17 protein-coding genes, 3 tRNA genes and 1 pseudogene are annotated in these 18,360 nt (G+C 70.4%); 14 read left to right on the top strand and 7 right to left on the bottom strand.

Annotated elements, in window-relative coordinates; translation table 11 throughout:
- Positions 1–6: 6 nt before the first annotated feature.
- From ABZ172_RS14675 to ABZ172_RS14695, 5 genes are all read right to left on the bottom strand, one after another.
- Complete coding sequence (locus ABZ172_RS14675; RefSeq protein ID WP_356883881.1) at positions 7–180, bottom strand: hypothetical protein; 174 nt, start codon at positions 178–180, stop codon at positions 7–9.
- Positions 177–434, bottom strand: a complete 258-nt coding sequence (locus ABZ172_RS14680; RefSeq protein WP_356883883.1) for a hypothetical protein — start codon at positions 432–434, stop codon at positions 177–179. The genes ABZ172_RS14675 and ABZ172_RS14680 overlap by 4 nt, the downstream gene beginning before the upstream one ends.
- A gap of 83 nt (positions 435–517) precedes the next feature.
- Positions 518–1,741 (bottom strand): MFS transporter, encoded by a 1,224-nt coding sequence (locus ABZ172_RS14685; RefSeq protein ID WP_356883885.1) that lies wholly within the window; start codon positions 1,739–1,741, stop codon positions 518–520.
- 232 nt (positions 1,742–1,973) lie between these two features.
- Entirely contained in the window at positions 1,974–2,630 is a 657-nt protein-coding gene (locus tag ABZ172_RS14690; RefSeq protein WP_356883887.1) for an SDR family oxidoreductase, read from the bottom strand.
- 34 nt (positions 2,631–2,664) lie between these two features.
- Positions 2,665–3,942 carry a hydrolase gene (locus tag ABZ172_RS14695; RefSeq protein ID WP_356883889.1) on the bottom strand — a complete coding sequence of 426 codons (1,278 nt, stop codon included), beginning with the start codon at positions 3,940–3,942 and terminating at the stop codon, positions 2,665–2,667.
- A gap of 466 nt (positions 3,943–4,408) precedes the next feature.
- On the opposite strand from ABZ172_RS14695, the gene ABZ172_RS14700 reads away from it, so the two are divergent.
- From ABZ172_RS14700 to ABZ172_RS14725, 6 genes and pseudogenes are all read left to right on the top strand, one after another.
- A tRNA-Thr gene (locus ABZ172_RS14700) sits at positions 4,409–4,481 on the top strand.
- Between the two features lie 45 nt (positions 4,482–4,526).
- Positions 4,527–4,599, top strand: a tRNA-Met gene (locus ABZ172_RS14705).
- Positions 4,600–4,688: 89 nt separating this feature from the next.
- A complete protein-coding gene (rpmG, locus tag ABZ172_RS14710; protein ID WP_003956487.1) occupies positions 4,689–4,853 on the top strand; it encodes a 50S ribosomal protein L33 in 165 nt (54 codons plus the stop codon).
- A gap of 112 nt (positions 4,854–4,965) precedes the next feature.
- On the top strand, positions 4,966–5,418 hold the full coding sequence (locus ABZ172_RS14715; RefSeq protein ID WP_356883891.1) for a MaoC family dehydratase N-terminal domain-containing protein: 453 nt from the start codon (positions 4,966–4,968) through the stop codon (positions 5,416–5,418).
- Positions 5,418–5,846: a MaoC family dehydratase gene (locus ABZ172_RS14720; protein WP_356883893.1), complete on the top strand. Its 429-nt coding sequence runs from the start codon at positions 5,418–5,420 to the stop codon at positions 5,844–5,846. The genes ABZ172_RS14715 and ABZ172_RS14720 overlap by 1 nt, the downstream gene beginning before the upstream one ends.
- Positions 5,847–6,145: 299 nt before the next feature.
- A pseudogene (locus ABZ172_RS14725) lies at positions 6,146–7,216 on the top strand (UDP-N-acetylmuramate dehydrogenase); the annotation flags it as partial.
- Positions 7,217–7,367: 151 nt separating this feature from the next.
- Here ABZ172_RS14725 and ABZ172_RS14730 read toward each other — a convergent pair.
- Positions 7,368–8,381: an adenosine deaminase gene (locus ABZ172_RS14730; RefSeq protein WP_356883895.1), complete on the bottom strand. Its 1,014-nt coding sequence runs from the start codon at positions 8,379–8,381 to the stop codon at positions 7,368–7,370.
- Between the two features lie 129 nt (positions 8,382–8,510).
- On the bottom strand, positions 8,511–9,737 hold the full coding sequence (locus tag ABZ172_RS14735) for a pyridoxal phosphate-dependent aminotransferase (RefSeq protein ID WP_356883897.1): 1,227 nt from the start codon (positions 9,735–9,737) through the stop codon (positions 8,511–8,513).
- Positions 9,738–9,951: 214 nt separating this feature from the next.
- Here ABZ172_RS14735 and ABZ172_RS14740 point away from each other — a divergent pair.
- From ABZ172_RS14740 to rpoB, 8 genes are all read left to right on the top strand, one after another.
- Positions 9,952–10,024, top strand: a tRNA-Trp gene (locus ABZ172_RS14740).
- Between the two features lie 106 nt (positions 10,025–10,130).
- Positions 10,131–10,418 carry a preprotein translocase subunit SecE gene (gene secE / locus ABZ172_RS14745; protein WP_356883899.1) on the top strand — a complete coding sequence of 96 codons (288 nt, stop codon included), beginning with the start codon at positions 10,131–10,133 and terminating at the stop codon, positions 10,416–10,418.
- A 74-nt stretch (positions 10,419–10,492) separates the two neighbouring features.
- Entirely contained in the window at positions 10,493–11,398 is a 906-nt protein-coding gene (gene nusG, locus ABZ172_RS14750) for a transcription termination/antitermination protein NusG (RefSeq protein WP_356883901.1), read from the top strand.
- 179 nt (positions 11,399–11,577) lie between these two features.
- Positions 11,578–12,012: a 50S ribosomal protein L11 gene (gene rplK / locus ABZ172_RS14755; protein WP_018550660.1), complete on the top strand. Its 435-nt coding sequence runs from the start codon at positions 11,578–11,580 to the stop codon at positions 12,010–12,012.
- 82 nt (positions 12,013–12,094) lie between these two features.
- On the top strand, positions 12,095–12,817 hold the full coding sequence (rplA, locus tag ABZ172_RS14760; protein ID WP_014154604.1) for a 50S ribosomal protein L1: 723 nt from the start codon (positions 12,095–12,097) through the stop codon (positions 12,815–12,817).
- 391 nt (positions 12,818–13,208) lie between these two features.
- The gene (gene rplJ / locus ABZ172_RS14765; RefSeq protein WP_147959041.1) at positions 13,209–13,766 is read left to right on the top strand and encodes a 50S ribosomal protein L10; all 558 of its coding nucleotides are present in this window, start codon (positions 13,209–13,211) and stop codon (positions 13,764–13,766) included.
- Between the two features lie 83 nt (positions 13,767–13,849).
- On the top strand, positions 13,850–14,233 hold the full coding sequence (gene rplL / locus ABZ172_RS14770) for a 50S ribosomal protein L7/L12 (protein WP_356883904.1): 384 nt from the start codon (positions 13,850–13,852) through the stop codon (positions 14,231–14,233).
- A gap of 611 nt (positions 14,234–14,844) precedes the next feature.
- Positions 14,845–18,330 (top strand): DNA-directed RNA polymerase subunit beta, encoded by a 3,486-nt coding sequence (gene rpoB / locus ABZ172_RS14775; RefSeq protein WP_356883906.1) that lies wholly within the window; start codon positions 14,845–14,847, stop codon positions 18,328–18,330.
- The last annotated feature ends 30 nt before the right edge of the window (positions 18,331–18,360 follow it).

Below are 18,360 nucleotides of genomic sequence, written 5' to 3' on the forward strand. Positions count from 1 at the left end.
GGGAGTTCAGGAGTGCTCGAAGAACCGGAGCATTCCTCCGGCGACGAAGCGGGGCGGAGCGTCGATCGCCTGGAGCAGGGACGCACAGCCGCCCGTGGTGAAGAACAGGCCGCCGACGAAACAGATCCAGGCGCCCGACGCGTCGTGCGGGCCGAACCGGGCCACCGCGGCCCCCGTCACGAACACACGAACAGCCCGCCGCCGACCGTGAACGCAGTCGCGAGCAGGGTGTTCAGCCCGCGGAGGCGCCCCAGGGGCACGGTGCCGGCGCTGCGGTGGCGGGCCCTCGGCTCGCCGACCGCCCGCACGGAGAGGCGGCCGCGCCTGCGGGCCGCCCGTGACTCCCAGACCGCCGTGCTCCCGTCGCCGAGGGGCCAGGTCACCCGGGTCGTGAACGGCCCTGCGCCCTCGGAGGTTTCCTCGGTTCGGCTCACCCGGCGACCTTAGCGGCCCGAATCCCTTTTGTGGTGTTTGTGTGTGATGCGCCGCCCCGGTGTGCGGGGCGGACTTCACGGCCTCAGGGAGCGGTGCCCGACGCGGTGGGCCCGCCGGACGACGGTGAGGGCCGTCGCAGCAGGTAGATCCCCGCACCGGTGACCAGGACCGCCATGCAGGCGATGAAGACCAGTCCCGCGTCCTGGAGGCCGATCCGGCCCGACAGGACGCCCACGCCGATCACCGGCAGCGAGATGCCCGTGTACGCCACCACGAACAGCGTCGAGATCACCGCCGCCCGCCGGTGCGCGGGCGAAGCGGCGGCCACCTGGGACAGCGCCGCCCGGAAGGCCAGCCCCTGACCGGCGCCGCCGAGGAGTGCGCTCAGCACCACCAGGGGAAGCCACTGCCACCACAACGCCCCCGCGAGCAGCCCCAGTCCGCCGAGGAGGCCCGCACAGCCGAGCGGCAGCGACCGCCGCTCGCCGATCCGGCCGACCGCCGCCTGCCCGGCGATCGAGGCGAAGAAGGCCAGCGCGACGATCAGCCCGCTCACCGCCCGGTCGTCCACGTCCAGGAACTCCGACAGGAACGCCGGGCTGACCGAGGTGAACACCCCGAACAGCGCGAAGCCCACGAAGGAGGCGAGCGCCGCCGGCCCGAACACCGCCCTGACGGCGGGCGGCAGCGCCGGCCGCTGCGGCCGCACGGTGCTCAGCGGACGCCGCTCGCGCACGGTCTCCCGCAGGCCCACCAGAACGGCCGCCGACACCGCGAGCAGCACCAGGTGCACGGCGAACGGCAGATACAGCGGCCAGGGGGCGTACTGCGCCAGGATCCCGGCGAGCAGCGGCCCGCAGCCCAGACCGCCCATGTTGGCCGCCGTGGCCACGAGCGACGCCCGGGAAGATCCCCCGCGGGGTGCCAGCTCCATGACGTACGCGGTGGCCGCCCCGGTGAACAGCCCGGCCGACAGGCCCGACAGGAGCCGTCCCGCGAAGAGCCAGCCCAGGGCGGTGGCGGACAGGAAGCAGACGGCGCCGACCGCCGCGCAGGCCAGTCCCCAGAACAGCACCGGGCGTCTGCCCACCGCGTCGGAGGCGTTACCCACCAGCAGCAGCACCCCGATGACGCCGAAGGCGTACACGGCGTAGACCACGGTCACCGTCAGCTCGGAGAACCCGAACTTGTCCTGGTAGAGGCCGTAGAGCGGGGTCGGCAGGGTGGTCCCCGCCATGCATACGGCGAACACCGCCCCGCTGAGCAAGCAGGGGAGCCAGCCTCGGCGGGCTGCGTCACCGTCCATACCGGCGACGCTATCCCGCAGACCCGTCACGGGCCCGGACCGCCTCGCGCCGCCGGGCCCGGACCGCCTTGCACCGGGGGAGCGGACCGCCTTGCACCGCCGGGACCGGACCGGGCGCCCCGCGCTCATGACACGGGGCGCCCGCCGGACGCCCCGCGCTCACGCGGGGCGCCCACCGCACGGCCGAACCGCACGCCCGAACCGCCCACCCGACGGACACGGGCGGCCCGGCTCAGTTCCCCGCGATGTCCTTCACCGCGACCGTCACCTGCTTGTTCCCGCTGATGAGTTCCAGCGTCAGACCCGCCGTCGCCGGGGTGTCCAGCAGCTCCATCAGCACCGCCGCCACGTCGTCACGGGGGATCGGGCCGCGGCCCGTCGATGCGGCGAGCGTGATCCGGCCGGTGCCGGCATCGTTCATCAGCATCCCGGGGCGCAGGATCGTCCAGTCGAGGCCGTCCCTCGACCGCACGTACGCGTCCGCCTCGCCCTTGGCCCGCTGATAGACGTCGAAGACCTCGTCGCCCCGGTGCTCCGGGTCGGCGCCCATGGAGGACACCACGACGTAGCGCCGTACGCCCGCCCGTTCCGCCGCGTCCGCGAAGAGCACGGCCGCCCCGCGATCCACCGTGTCCTTGCGCGCCGAGCCGCTGGCCGGGCCTGCGCCGGCCGCGAAGACCACAGCGTCGGCTCCGCGCAGCACCTCCGCCGTCTCCTCGACGGACGCCGATTCGAGGTCGAGGACGACGGGTTCGGCGCCCGCCGCCCGCAGTTCCTCGCTCTGCTGCGGGTTGCGGATGACGCCCACCGCCTCGTCACCGCGCGCGGCGAGCAGCCGCTCCAGCCGCAGCGCGATCTGACCATGTCCACCTGCAATGACAATGCGCATGCTCCCGACCGTACGCCGAGGCGCCCGCTCCCGCTCAGGGCCCGCCCTCGCGGCCCGAACCGACCCGCCCCTGGCGAGGGAGGTCGAGGGCGGCCGCCGCGGCCCCGGCGTCGCGGTACTCCCGCACGGCGCTGGTCCGCGCCACCACACGTCCCCGGTGTACGACGATCCTGCTGTACGCCAGGGACAGCGCCCCGGCCAGCGTGTCGCCGCGTACGGCGAGGAGCTCGGCGGGGAACCCGGCCTCGACACGCACCGCGGGCAGGCCCAGCGCGGCCCTGGCGGCGCCCGAGACGGCCTCGTAGGCGCTCTCGGGGGCGAGGCCCTGCTGCGAGGCCAGCAGGTACGCCGCCTCCAGGGGGTCCCCGCGCCCGACGGGGTTGGAGCGGTCGCGCAGCGCCCCGCCGCCCGCGGTCACCCGGACACCGGCGGCGCGCAGCAGCTCCACGGGCGGGGTCCCGCGGAGCCCGGAGCAGGAGCAGCCGCCCTGGGGGAGGCAGACGACGGTCACGGCCGCGGCGGCGAGCCGCTCGGCGGTGCGGGCGGCCCGGCCCACGGGAAGCCGCGAGAGGCCCGCACAGGGGCCGAGGCAGACGCCGTGGCCGAACCCGCCGGCCATGGCCGCCCACAGATCCACGCGGTCCGGGTCGTCGCCGTCCGTGTGCAGGTCGACCGGACGGCCGAGGCCGGCCGCGAGGCGCAGCACCGCCTCGGCGTGGCCGGCCGGATCGGGGTCGGTGTCCGGGCGGCCGCCGACCACGTGCGCTCCCCTCTCCACGGCGTCCCGGAGCGCGGCGAGGCCGTCGGCGCCCGCGACACCGGTGAGGACCCCGGGGACGGCCACGATGGTCAGTTCGGTCAGCCCGCGCAGGGAACGGCCGGCCGCCAGGACCCCGTCCAGCGCACCCAGGCCCGCCGCGCCGCCGACCCGCACATGGGCGCGCAGCGCAGTGGCCCCGTGGCTCAGCTGGAGGAGGGCGGCCTCGGTGGCGCGGCGCCGGACGTCCTCGGGCCGGTACGACGGCGGGCCCCCGCCGGTGCCCGCCGTACCGCCGCCCGCCCCGTCCGCCACCGCCGCGCCGGCCATCGCCGTCCCGGTGAGCGCGGTGTCCGCGTGGGCGTGGGGCTCGGCCGGGGCGGGCAGCAGGAGGTGACCGCGCAGGTCCAGGCCGGTTCCCCGGGCGGTCAGGCTGCCCGCCGTCCCGACCGACTCGATGAGCGGTCCGGCGGTCCGCACGTCGACGACGCGTCCGTCGGCCAGCCGTGCTCCGCGGAGGAGGAGCGAGGACGCGTCACCGGTACCTTCGGGCATCGCGCCGCTCCTGGAGGAATACACGTTCATGCAGAGTGCGCCGAGCTTACGGGCTGTCCCGGCGCCCCGCGTGGACCAGCGCGGCGCCGGGGGCGGGGTGCCGCACGGCGGGGCGGCCCCGCACACGGAACGTGTCCGGACGCTCCGGCGGCGCGGCGGGACGCCGGGCCGTCGTCGCGTGCCCGGCGGGGACGCCCGGAGGAACCCGGGCGCGGGTCCGGCCGGCTCCGGGAGGCGCCGGATTAGTCGTACGAATACGGCCCCGCGGGGCGGGTGTGCGGAAGGGTGCCGGCGAGGCCCGTGAGGCGGTCGGCGGAGTCGGCGTACGGGCTGATCAAGGGCCTGATCAGGGGCCCCGGGAGAGAGCCGGCCGCAAGGCCCGTCCGGGGGTCCGGGAGGGCCCGGAGGAGGCGGTGGAAACGGATTTGGGCGATCGGCGACCGACCGTGTAATGTCTTCCTCGCTCGCCCCAATAGCTCAGTCGGTAGAGCGTCTCCATGGTAAGGAGAAGGTCTGCGGTTCGATTCCGCATTGGGGCTCTGGTGATCGGGTGACTCCGCTTCGGCGGGGGATCCCGGCATCAAAGCGGTGTAGCTCAGTCGGTAGAGCAAGCGGCTCATAATCGCTGTGTCACCGGTTCAAGTCCGGTCACCGCTACTAACGGTAGCCGATTGTGGGGTCGGTCCTTCGATCGGCTACTCTTTTATGCGTTCATCCGTCCATCCGTCCGTCCAAGGAGCACTCACGTGGCTGCCACCGACGTCCGCCCGAAGATCACGCTGGCCTGCGTGGAGTGCAAGGAGCGGAACTACATCACCAAGAAGAACCGGCGTAACAACCCGGACCGTCTTGAGATGAAGAAGCACTGCCCGCGCTGCAACTCGCACACCGCGCACCGCGAAACGCGCTGAAACAGGCTCGTACACGAGGCCGTCCCCACTGGGGGCGGCCTCGTGTCGTTTTATGTGGTGGCTCGGGCCGTTCTTCGGCCTATTCGACATTTCACCAGGAGGTACCGGGCTCATGGCGCTCGACCAGTCCTTCGTGGGGCGGACCTATCCGCCCACCCCGGCGTACGAGGTCGGCCGGGAGAAGATCCGGGAGTTCGCGGAGGCGGTGGGTGACACCAACCCCGCCTACGTCGACCCGGAAGCCGCCAAGGCGTTGGGGCACCCGGACGTGATCGCCCCGCCCACCTTCGTGTTCTCGATCACGTTCAAGGCCGCGGGCCAGGTGATCCAGGACCCGCAGCTGGGGCTGGACTACAGCCGGGTGGTGCACGGGGACCAGAAGTTCGCGCATGTGCGCCCGGTGCGTGCGGGGGACCGGCTGACGGTCACCTCGACCATCGAGGCCATCAAGTCGATGGCGGGCAACGACTTCCTGGACATCCGGGGCGAGGTGCGCGACGAGACCGGTGAGCACGTCGTGACCGCGTGGACGAAGCTGGTGGCGCGCGCCGCCGAGGAGGCGTGATGACGGCGACCATCGCATACGGAGCGGTCGAGGTCGGTACGGAACTGCCCGCGCAGTCGTTCCCCGTGCAGCGGGCGACCCTGGTGCAGTACGCGGGCGCCTCCGGGGACTTCAACCCGATCCACTGGAACGAGAGGTTCGCGCGCGAGGTCGGTCTGCCGGACGTGATCGCACACGGCATGTTCACCATGGCCGAGGCGATCAGGGTGGTCACCGACTGGGCCGGCGACCCGGGCGCGGTCGTCGAGTACGGCGTCCGCTTCACCAAGCCGGTCATCGTGCCCGACGACGACACCGGGGCCCTGATCGAGGTCAGCGGCAAGGTCGCCGCGAAGCTGGACGACCACCTCGTGCGGGTCGACCTGACGGCGATGAGCGACGGCAAGAAGGTGCTGGGCATGGCCCGCGCCGTCGTCCGCCTGGCCTGACACCCGGCCCTGCGCACCGCCGCAGGCACACGGCCGCAGGGCGCTCTCCCCGGGAGGGCGCCCTCCGCGCGTTCCCGGGCCCCACCCCGGCGCGGTACGCCCCGCCGCATGCGCATGCGCATGCGCATGCGGCCGCGGTTTCGACGGGGCGTTCCGGGGCCCCACCCGGCTCGGCACGTCCCGTCCGAGGCTCCCGCGCTCCGGGACCCCACCGGCGCGGTACGCCCCGACGGGTGCCCGCCCGGCCGCGGTCCCGGCGGTGCGCTCCGTGGCCCCGCCGGGCCCGCACGGCCGCGGACCGTACTCTTGTCCCCGTGCAGGAACTCCACGACGCCCCCCTCGCCCCCCTGACCACCTTCCGGCTCGGCGGCCCGGCCGGCCGCCTCGTGACGGCCACCACCGACGCGGAGGTGATCGCCGCCGTGCGCGAGGCCGACGACAGCGGCACCCCGCTCCTGGTCATCGGTGGCGGCTCCAACCTCGTCATCGGCGACAAGGGCTTCGACGGGACGGCCCTGCGCATCGCGACCACGGGCCACGAACTCTCCGGCACCTCGCTCGAACTGGCCGCCGGCGAGGTCTGGACCGACGCCGTCGCCCGCACGGTCGAGGCGGGACTGGCCGGGATCGAATGCCTCGCCGGGATCCCCGGATCCGCCGGGGCGACACCGATCCAGAACGTCGGCGCCTACGGGCAGGAGGTCTCCTCGGTCATCACCGAGGTCGTCGCCTACGACCGGCACACCCGGGAGACCGTCACCCTCACCGCCGAGGACTGCGCCTTCTCCTACCGGCACAGCCGCTTCAAGACCGACCCCGAGCGCTACGTCGTGCTCCGCGTGCGGTTCGCCCTGGAGAACGCGGACGGGATGTCCGCGCCCCTGCGCTACCCCGAGACCGCCCGGGCCATGGGCGTCGAGCAGGGTGACCGGGTGCCCCTCGCCTCCGCCCGGGAGACCGTCCTGCGGCTGCGGGCGGGCAAGGGCATGGTGCTCGACCCGGAGGACCACGACACCTGGTCGGCCGGGTCCTTCTTCACCAACCCGATCCTCGACGAGGCCCAGCACGCGGCCTTCCTCGTCCGCGCGGCCGAGCGCCTCGGCGCGGACGTGCCGCCCCCGGCCTTCCCCGCGGGCGACGGCCGGACGAAGACCTCGGCGGCCTGGCTCATCGACAAGGCGGGCTTCACCAAGGGCTACGGCACGGGCCCCGCCCGCATCTCCACGAAGCACACGCTCGCCCTCACCAACCGGGGCGGCGCGACCACGGAGGACCTGCTGGCGCTGGCCCGCGAGGTCGTCGCCGGGGTCCACGAGGCCTTCGGGGTCACGCTCGTCAACGAACCGGTGACGGTCGGCGTCAGCCTGTAGGAGCGCGGCCCGGGGCACCGTGGACGCGGCCGGGCCCTGCCGGAGCGGTGCCGCCCCGCCGGAGCCAGGCGGCCCGGGACGCCCCGGACCAGGGGCTACGGGGCAGGCCAGGCCCGGCCTGTAGCCCTCGCGCACGCCCCGCCGGGCGGCGTCAGACGGTCAGCCACGCGTCGATGCCGCCCAGCAGCTTCTCCCGCACCTCGGCCGGCGCCACCGACCCCCGCACCGACTGCCGGGCCAGCTCGGCGAGTTCCTCGTCGGTGAAGCCGTGGTGCCGGCGGACGAGGTCGTACTGCGCGGCCAGCCGGGAACCGAAGAGCAGCGGGTCGTCCGCGCCCAGCGCCATCGGCACGCCGGCCTCGAACAGAGTGCGCAGGGGTACATCGGCGGGCTTCTCGTAGACGCCGAGCGCCACGTTGGAGGCCGGGCAGACCTCGCAGGTCACGCCCCGCTCCGCGAGCCTGCTCAGCAGCCGGGGATCCTCCGCCGCCCGGACACCGTGCCCGATCCGGGCCGCGTCGAGGTCGTCCAGGCAGTCCCGGACGCTGGACGGGCCGGAGAGCTCGCCGCCGTGCGGAGCGGCGATCAGACCGCCCTCGCGGGCGATGGCGAAGGCGCGGTCGAAGTCACGGGCCATCCCGCGGCGCTCGTCGTTGGAGAGACCGAAACCGATGACCCCCCGGTCCGCGTACCGCACGGCGAGCCTGGCCAGCGTCCGGGCGTCCAGCGGGTGCTTCATCCGGTTCGCCGCGATGACCACCCGGATCCCGAGCCCGGTCTCCCGGGCCGCACGGTCCACGGCGTCCAGGATGATCTCGATCGCCGGGATCAGCCCGCCGAGCAGCGGGGCGTACGAGGTGGGGTCGACCTGGATCTCCAGCCACCCGGAGCCGTCCGCGACGTCCTCCATGGCGGTCTCCAGCACCAGCCGCTGGATGTCCTCCGGCGAGCGGAGGCAGGACCGCGCGATGTCGTACAGGCGCTGGAAGCGGAACCAGCCGCGCTCGTCGGTGGCCCGCAGTCTGGGCGGCTCACCGCCGGTCAGCGCCTCGGGCAGGCGCACCCCGTACTTGTCCGCCAGTTCGAGCAGGGTGGTGGGCCGCATCGAACCGGTGAAGTGCAGGTGCAGATGGGCCTTGGGCAACCGCCGTACGTCACGCTCCATCGGAAGATCTTGCCGCATGCGGAGGGTGTCGCGGAAGCGGGATCCCCGTGTGAGTTACCCCTCGAACGAAAAGACGCCCCCCGGCCGCGGCCGGGGGGCGTCCTCTCGTTCGCGTGCGCGGGCCTCGCGTCAGTCGCGGGCCTCGCCCAGCAGCTTCTGGAGCCGCGAGACGCCCTCGACGAGGTCGTCGTCGCCCAGCGCGTAGGACAGCCGCAGGTAACCCGGGGTGCCGAACGCCTCACCCGGGACCACGGCGACCTCGGCCTCGTCCAGGATGAGCGCCGCGAGCTCGGCGGAGTCCGCCGGGCGCTTGCCCCGGATCTCCTTGCCGAGCAGCTCCTTCACCGACGGGTAGGCGTAGAACGCGCCCTCGGGCTCGGGGCAGAACACGCCGTCGATCTCGTTGAGCATGCGCACGATCGTCCGGCGGCGGCGGTCGAAGGCGGTCCGCATCTCGGCGACCGCGTCCAGCGGGCCCGACACGGCGGCCAGCGCAGCGACCTGCGCGACGTTGCTGACGTTGGAGGTGGCGTGCGACTGCAGGTTGGTCGCGGCCTTCACGATGTCCTTGGGGCCGATGATCCAGCCGACCCGCCAGCCGGTCATGGCGTACGTCTTGGCGACGCCGTTGACCACGATGCACTTGTCGCGCAGCTCGGGCACGACCGCGGGGAGCGAGGCGGCGGCCGCCCCGCCGTAGACCAGGTGCTCGTAGATCTCGTCGGTCATCACCCAGAGGCCGTGCTCCACGGCCCAGCGCCCGATGGCCTCGGTGTCGGCCTCGCTGTAGACGGCGCCGGTCGGGTTCGACGGGGAGACGAACAGGACGACCTTGGTGCGCTCGGTGCGCGCCGCCTCCAGCTGCTCGACCGAGACCCGGTAGCCGGTGGTCTCGTCGGCGACGACCTCGACCGGGACACCGCCGGCGAGACGGATGGACTCCGGGTAGGTGGTCCAGTAGGGAGCGGGCACGATGACCTCGTCGCCCGGGTCGAGGATCGCGGCGAAGGCCTCGTAGATGGCCTGCTTGCCGCCGTTGGTCACCAGGATCTGGGACGCGTCGACCTCGTAGCCGGAGTCGCGCAGGGTCTTCTCCGCGATGGCGGCCTTGAGCTCGGGGAGCCCGCCGGCCGGGGTGTAGCGGTGGTACTTCGGGTTGCGGCAGGCCTCGACCGCGGCGTCGACGATGTATCCGGGGGTCGGGAAGTCGGGTTCACCGGCGCCGAAGCCGATCACCGGACGCCCGGCGGCCTTGAGGGCCTTCGCCTTGGCGTCGACGGCGAGGGTGGCGGACTCGGAGATGGCACCGATGCGGGCCGAGACCCGGCGCTCGGACGGAGAAGTTGCAGCGCTCATGCCCCCCATGCTTGCAGACCGGAAAAGCCCCGAGCACAGGGGTTTCAAGGACCGGACAGGACTCGGACAGCATGCGGACAGGACCGGTCGGTTGTGGTCTGTTCGACGCGGCGCCGCTGAGCACGTACACTCACCTGTCGTTGGCCTTCATCAGCCGCACCGTTTTCCCACCCGGCTCACCGGGGAGGATGCGGTAGGTTGGTGGAAACCACAAAGGGTCGTAGCTCAATTGGTAGAGCACTGGTCTCCAAAACCAGCGGTTGGGGGTTCAAGTCCCTCCGGCCCTGCTACACACTCCTTCGCCAGGATGTGTGCGCATGTACGTACTTCAATGCACCGCCGTGCGGCTCCACCGGGCGCGGCACGGCCATGACCCGGAATCAGGTGAGTAGCGTGACGGACGCCGTGGGCTCCATCGACATGCCTGATGCCGAGGACGAAGCCCCCGAGTCGAAGAAGAAGGCCCGGAAGGGCGGCAAGCGCGGAAAGAAGGGCCCCCTGGGCCGTCTCGCGCTGTTCTACCGCCAGATCGTCGCCGAGCTCCGCAAGGTCGTCTGGCCCACGCGCAGCCAGCTGACCACGTACACGACCGTCGTGATCATGTTCGTGGTCGTCATGATCGGTCTCGTCACCGTGATTGACTTCGGATTTGCGCGGGTCATCAAGTACGTCTTCGGCTGATCCCCGCGGAGGGCGCCTCTTCGGCGCCCCTTTCGCATGTTCCACCCATATGTATCCAGGAAGAAGCAGCCATCGTGTCTGACCCGAACCTGAACGACGACGCCGAGCGCAAGGCGAGCGCCGTCGAGTCCGCCGAGGACGAGCTCGACATCGTCGAGGCGGCGGACGCCGTGGCCCCGGACCAGGTCGACGCTGCTGACGCCGCCGCGGGCGAGCCCGCCGAGCAGGACGCCGTGCGCGCCGAGTCCGACGAGGCCGCTGAGACCGCGGAGTCCGACGCCGCCGACGACGAAGCCGAGTCCGAGGCCGACGAGGACGCCGAGGCCGACGGGTCCGAGGAGGAGGCCGAGCCGGCCGCCCCCGTCGACGCCGTCGCCGCCCTGCGCGACGAGCTGCGCGGACTCCCCGGCGAGTGGTACGTCATCCACACGTACGCCGGTTACGAGAAGCGCGTGAAGGCCAACCTGGAGCAGCGCGCCGTCTCGCTCAACGTCGAGGACTTCATCTACCAGGCCGAGGTGCCTGAAGAAGAGATCGTCCAGATCAAGAACGGTGAGCGGAAGAACGTCCGGCAGAACAAGCTCCCGGGATACGTCCTGGTACGCATGGACCTGACGAACGAGTCCTGGGGCGTCGTGCGGAACACGCCGGGCGTCACCGGCTTCGTGGGCAACGCCTACGACCCGTACCCGCTGACCCTGGACGAGATCGTCAAGATGCTCGCCCCCGAGGCCGAGGAGAAGGCGGCCCGCGAGGCGGCCGAGGCCGAGGGCAAGCCGGCACCGGCCCGCAAGGTCGAGGTGCAGGTCCTGGACTTCGAGGTGGGCGACTCGGTCACCGTCACCGACGGCCCCTTCGCGACCCTCCAGGCCACGATCAACGAGATCAACCCCGACTCGAAGAAGGTCAAGGGCCTCGTCGAGATCTTCGGTCGCGAGACCCCGGTCGAGCTCAGCTTCGACCAGATCCAGAAGAACTGACCGGCTTCACCGCCAGTTCCTGGACACATGCCTACCGAGCAGGTCAGACCGGCTTCGCAGCCGGTCTGACCTGCTCGGTTTTTGGTCGCGCAGCTATACCCGTTATCGTTGCGCGGTATGCCTCCGTCCGGATGACCGGAACGGCGGCGAAACACTCTCACTAGGACCCGGAGAGAGCAATGCCTCCCAAGAAGAAGAAGGTCACGGGGCTTATCAAGCTCCAGATCAACGCCGGTGCGGCCAACCCGGCCCCGCCGGTCGGCCCCGCACTGGGCCAGCACGGCGTCAACATCATGGAGTTCTGCAAGGCCTACAACGCCGCGACCGAGTCGCAGCGTGGCATGGTCGTGCCGGTGGAGATCACGGTCTACGAGGACCGCTCCTTCACCTTCATCACCAAGACTCCGCCGGCCGCCAAGCTGATCCTCAAGGCCGCGGGTGTGGACAAGGGCTCCGGCGAGCCGCACAAGACCAAGGTCGCCAAGCTCACGGCCGACCAGGTCCGCGAGATCGCCACGACCAAGCTCCCCGACCTGAACGCCAACGACCTCGACGCCGCGTCGAAGATCATCGCTGGCACCGCCCGTTCCATGGGCATCACGGTCGAAGGCTGAGTCAGCCCCGTAGCCCCACAGTGGTAGGACCAAGCGCTGGTCCGCACCACGACTCCACACTCTGAAAACCACAGGAGTAGATGTGAAGCGCAGCAAGAACCTCCGCGCTGCGGACGCGAAGATCGACCGGGAGCGCACCTACGCCCCGCTCGAGGCCGTCCGTCTCGCCAAGGACACCGCCGCCACCAAGTTCGACGGCACCGTCGAGGTCGCGTTCTGCCTGGGTGTCGACCCTCGCAAGGCCGACCAGATGGTCCGTGGCACCGTGAACCTCCCGCACGGCACCGGCAAGACCGCCCGGGTCCTGGTCTTCGCGACCGGTGACCGTGCTGCGGCCGCGGAAGCCGCGGGCGCCGACATCGTCGGCGCCGACGAGCTCATCGACGAGGTGGCGAAGGGCCGTCTGGACTTCGACGCCGTCGTCGCCACGCCGGACCTCATGGGCAAGGTCGGCCGCCTGGGCCGCGTGCTCGGTCCGCGTGGTCTGATGCCGAACCCGAAGACCGGCACCGTCACCCCCGATGTCGTGAAGGCCGTCAACGACATCAAGGGCGGAAAGATCGAGTTCCGCGTCGACAAGCACTCGAACCTGCACTTCATCATCGGAAAGACCTCTTTCGATGACACGAAGCTGGTCGAGAACTACGGCGCGGCCCTGGAGGAGATCCTCCGCCTGAAGCCGTCCGCCGCGAAGGGTCGCTTCATCAAGAAGGCGACCATGAGCACGACGATGGGCCCCGGCATCCCGCTGGACGCCAACCGCGTGCGCAACCTCCTCGTCGAGGAGGACCCGGCCGCCGTCTGAGCCCCCGTGCTCAGCAGGTAGCCGCGTCACGGCAGCGGGACGGGCCCCGCAGCCTTCTTCGGAAGGCTGCGGGGCCCGTCCTCGTACGCCGGGCGTGACCCGCCGGCGAGGGGTCCAAACCTCTCGCGGGGGCCGGACCGGGACGGATTTGCTCCCGGCGGCCCCGGTCGCGTACTCTCGTGAAGAAGCCAAAGACCGCTGGTCGTCGCCGTGTTCTCGCAAGGGGGACGGTGACCGAAGGTTCCGCTAGACCGGACGACCTGCGCAGGTGACTGTGGAACGCTCCCGGACTTCGTCCGGTCGAGCCGCGCCCTGGCACTTGTGCCGGGGCGTTTCGTCTTTCCCGGCCCCTTCTGAGCGGTCCTCATCACCCGGAAGGAGGCCGACGCTCATGGCAAGGCCCGACAAGGCTGCCGCGGTAGCCGAGCTGACGGACCAGTTCCGCAGCTCGAACGCCGCCGTGCTGACCGAGTACCGGGGTCTCACCGTGGCGCAGCTCAAGACGCTGCGTCGTTCGCTCGGTGAGAACGCCCAGTACGCCGTGGTGAAGAACACGCTGACCAAGATTGCGGCCAACGAGGCCGGGATCGACACGCTGGACGACCTGTTCGCAGGCCCGACGGCGGTTGCCTTCATCACCGGTGACCCGGTGGAGTCGGCGAAGGGTCTTCGTGACTTCGCCAAGGACAACCCGAACCTCATCATCAAGGGCGGTGTCCTTGACGGTAAGGCGCTGTCCGCCGATGAGATCAAGAAGCTCGCGGACCTCGAGTCCCGCGAGGTTCTGCTCGCCAAGCTGGCCGGTGCCATGAAGGGCAAGCAGACGCAGACTGCGCAGCTCTTCCAGGCTCTGCCGTCGAAGTTCGTCCGCACCGCGGAAGCGCTTCGCGCCAAGAAGGCCGAGCAGGGCGGTGCCGGTACTCCGGCTCCCGCCGAGGCTGCCGAGTAATTTCGCTCAGCGGTCCAGCGGGCTCCACGTACGCCCGCCGACATATACATCCGGCACCTGCCGAATAGTGGAAGGACGCCATCATGGCGAAGCTCAGCCAGGAAGACCTGCTCGCCCAGTTCGAGGAGCTCACCCTCATCGAGCTCTCCGAGTTCGTTAAGGCGTTCGAGGAGAAGTTCGACGTCACCGCCGCCGCCGCGGTCGCCGTCGCCGGTCCCGCGGGCGCCGGCCCGGCCGCCGAGGCCGTCGAGGAGCAGGACGAGTTCGACGTCGTCCTCACCGCCGCCGGTGACAAGAAGATCCAGGTCATCAAGGTCGTGCGTGAGCTGACCTCGCTGGGTCTCAAGGAGGCCAAGGACCTCGTCGACGGCGCCCCGAAGCCCGTCCTCGAGAAGGTCGCCAAGGAGGCCGCCGAGAAGGCTGCCGAGTCCCTCAAGGGCGCCGGCGCCTCCGTCGAGGTCAAGTGACCTCACGAGTCGTCTGACTCACCCGAGGACGCTCACGCCGTAGGCGCCGAGTGACCTCAGCCGAGGGCGATCACCCATCCGGGTGGTCGCCCTTCGGCATGCCCCGAGAGGCTGCCTTGATCTTCGCCGTGCGACGAGTAGGGTGATCTTCGCCGTGCGTTTCTCCGGGGGCGCCACGAGGCGTCAACCGGCGTCCTCCGGGCGCAGGTGAAGACCGCCGGCCGTCCGCCGGGGCCCTCGGGGCCTTGACGAACCGCACGCGGCGCGCAATTCTCAGGACGCGTCGTCATCTCGATCCGCATCCGAGGCATGGATCGAGAGCGAAGAGGGCAGTAAAGAAGAGCGCACCCCGCGCGAGGGCTATTCATAGGTGTTGAGAACAGCTGTTGAGAGCAACGTGGGTCTCTGAGAACCCCGACTGGACATCAGTGTGCCGCTTGGCTACACTGACCCTTTGCGCTGCCTGTTAGCTGCCTCCTGCCCGTCACCAGGGGCATGCCCACGCTTAGCACCGATGGCCGGACCGTCCCTGACCTTGGGATCTCTGTCTCCGTGTGCGGCTTGGGGCCGGTACGCGCGTAGTGAGTCCGAGCCCTCGGAAGGACCCCCTCTTGGCCGCCTCGCGCAACGCCTCGACCTCGAATACGAACAACGGTGCCAGCACCGCCCCGCTGCGCATCTCTTTTGCAAAGATCAAGGAGCCCCTCGAGGTTCCGAACCTCCTCGCGCTGCAGACCGAGAGCTTCGACTGGCTCCTCGGCAACGCCGCCTGGAAGGCTCGCGTCGAGGCTGCTCTGGACAGCGGACGAGACGTCCCCACCAAGTCCGGCCTGGAGGAGATCTTCGAGGAGATCTCTCCGATCGAGGACTTCTCCGGGTCGATGTCGCTCACGTTCCGCGACCACCGCTTCGAGCCCCCGAAGAACTCGATCGACGAGTGCAAGGAGCGCGACTTCACCTTCGCGGCCCCGCTCTTCGTCACCGCCGAGTTCACCAACAACGAGACCGGCGAGATCAAGTCCCAGACGGTCTTCATGGGCGACTTCCCGCTCATGACCAACAAGGGCACCTTCGTCATCAACGGCACCGAGCGTGTCGTCGTGTCGCAGCTCGTGCGTTCGCCGGGTGTCTACTTCGACTCCTCCATCGACAAGACGTCCGACAAGGACATCTTCTCCGCCAAGATCATCCCGTCCCGGGGTGCCTGGCTGGAGATGGAGATCGACAAGCGCGACATGGTCGGTGTCCGCATCGACCGCAAGCGCAAGCAGTCCGTCACCGTCCTCCTGAAGGCGCTCGGCTGGACCACCGAGCAGATCCTCGAGGAGTTCGGCGAGTACGAGTCCATGCGCGCCACCCTGGAGAAGGACCACACCCAGGGCCAGGACGACGCGCTGCTCGACATCTACCGCAAGCTGCGTCCGGGCGAGCCGCCCACGCGCGAGGCCGCTCAGACGCTGCTCGAGAACCTCTACTTCAACCCCAAGCGCTACGACCTCGCGAAGGTCGGCCGCTACAAGGTGAACAAGAAGCTCGGCGCCGACGAGCCGCTCGACGCCGGTGTCCTCACCAGCGACGACATCATCGCCACCATCAAGTACCTGGTGAAGCTGCACGCCGGCGAGACCGAGACGGTCGGCGAGTCCGGCCGCTCGATCATGGTCGAGACCGACGACATCGACCACTTCGGCAACCGCCGTATCCGCAACGTCGGTGAGCTGATCCAGAACCAGGTCCGCACGGGTCTCGCCCGTATGGAGCGTGTCGTGCGCGAGCGCATGACCACCCAGGACGTCGAGGCGATCACGCCGCAGACCCTGATCAACATCCGGCCGGTCGTCGCCTCCATCAAGGAGTTCTTCGGCACCAGCCAGCTCTCGCAGTTCATGGACCAGAACAACCCGCTGTCGGGGCTGACGCACAAGCGTCGTCTGAACGCCCTCGGCCCGGGTGGTCTGTCCCGTGAGCGGGCCGGCTTCGAGGTCCGTGACGTGCACCCCTCGCACTACGGCCGCATGTGCCCGATCGAGACGCCCGAAGGCCCGAACATCGGTCTGATCGGCTCGCTGGCCTCCTACGGGCGCATCAACCCGTTCGGTTTCATCGAGACGCCGTACCGCAAGGTCGTCGAGGGTGTCGTCACCGACGACGTCGACTATCTGACGGCCGACGAGGAAGACCGCTTCGTGATCGCCCAGGCGAACGCGACGCTCTCCGACGACATGCGCTTCACCGAGGCCCGTGTCCTGGTCCGCCGTCGTGGCGGCGAGATCGACTACATCCCCGGTGACGACGTCGACTACATGGACGTCTCGCCGCGCCAGATGGTGTCGGTCGCGACCGCGATGATCCCGTTCCTGGAGCACGACGACGCCAACCGTGCCCTCATGGGCGCGAACATGATGCGTCAGGCCGTCCCGCTCATCAAGAGCGAGGCGCCGCTGGTCGGCACCGGCATGGAGTACCGCTGCGCCACCGACGCCGGCGACGTGCTCAAGGCGGAGAAGGCGGGTGTGGTCCAGGAGGTCTCCGCGGACTACATCACCGTGACGAACGACGACGGCACGTACACCACGTACCGCATCGCCAAGTTCTCGCGCTCCAACCAGGGCACCTCGGTCAACCAGAAGGTCGTCGTCTCCGAGGGCGACCGGGTGATCGAGAGCCAGGTCCTCGCCGACGGGCCCGCCACCGAGAACGGTGAGATGGCGCTCGGCAAGAACCTGCTCGTGGCGTTCATGCCCTGGGAGGGTCACAACTACGAGGACGCGATCATCCTGTCGCAGCGCCTCGTGCAGGACGACGTCCTCTCCTCGATCCACATCGAGGAGCACGAGGTCGACGCCCGTGACACCAAGCTCGGCCCGGAGGAGATCACCCGGGACATCCCGAACGTCTCCGAGGAGGTCCTCGCCGACCTCGACGAGCGCGGCATCATCCGCATCGGTGCCGAGGTCGTCGCCGGCGACATCCTCGTCGGCAAGGTCACGCCCAAGGGCGAGACCGAGCTGACCCCGGAGGAGCGCCTGCTCCGCGCGATCTTCGGTGAGAAGGCGCGCGAGGTCCGCGACACCTCGCTCAAGGTCCCGCACGGCGAGATCGGCAAGGTCATCGGCGTCCGCGTCTTCGACCGCGAGGAGGGCGACGAGCTGCCGCCCGGCGTGAACCAGCTGGTCCGCGTCTACGTCGCGCAGAAGCGCAAGATCACCGATGGTGACAAGCTCGCCGGCCGTCACGGCAACAAGGGCGTCATCTCCAAGATCCTCCCGATCGAGGACATGCCGTTCCTGGAGGACGGCACCCCGGTCGACATCATCCTCAACCCGCTGGGTGTCCCGTCCCGAATGAACCCGGGACAGGTCCTGGAGATCCACCTCGGCTGGCTCGCCAGCCGCGGCTGGGACGTCTCCGGCCTCGGTGACGAGTGGGCCCAGCGCCTGCAGGCCATCGGCGCCGACCAGGTCGACCCCGGCACCAACGTCGCCACGCCCGTCTTCGACGGTGCGCGCGAGGACGAGATCTCCGGCCTCTTCGGAGCCACGATCCCGAACCGCGACGGCGACCGGCTGGTCCAGCCCTCCGGCAAGGCCCAGCTGTTCGACGGCCGCTCCGGCGAGCCGTTCCCGGACCCGGTCTCGGTCGGGTTCATGTACATCCTGAAGCTGCACCACCTGGTCGACGACAAGCTCCACGCGCGCTCGACCGGCCCGTACTCCATGATCACGCAGCAGCCGCTGGGTGGTAAGGCGCAGTTCGGTGGGCAGCGATTCGGTGAGATGGAGGTGTGGGCCCTTGAGGCTTACGGCGCCGCATACGCCCTCCAGGAACTGCTGACGATCAAGTCCGACGACGTGACCGGCCGCGTGAAGGTCTACGAGGCGATCGTCAAGGGCGAGAACATCCCCGAGCCGGGCATTCCCGAGTCCTTCAAGGTGCTCATCAAGGAAATGCAGTCGCTCTGCCTCAACGTGGAGGTGCTGTCCTCGGACGGCATGTCCATCGAGATGCGCGACACGGACGAGGACGTCTTCCGCGCGGCGGAGGAGCTCGGTATCGACCTGTCCCGGCGCGAGCCGAGCAGCGTCGAAGAGGTCTGACGGGTTGCCCGGCCGGATCCGAGTGATCCG

It is taken from the genome of Streptomyces sp. NPDC006296 (genome assembly GCF_040613235.1).
GTDB lineage: Bacteria > Actinomycetota > Actinomycetes > Streptomycetales > Streptomycetaceae > Streptomyces.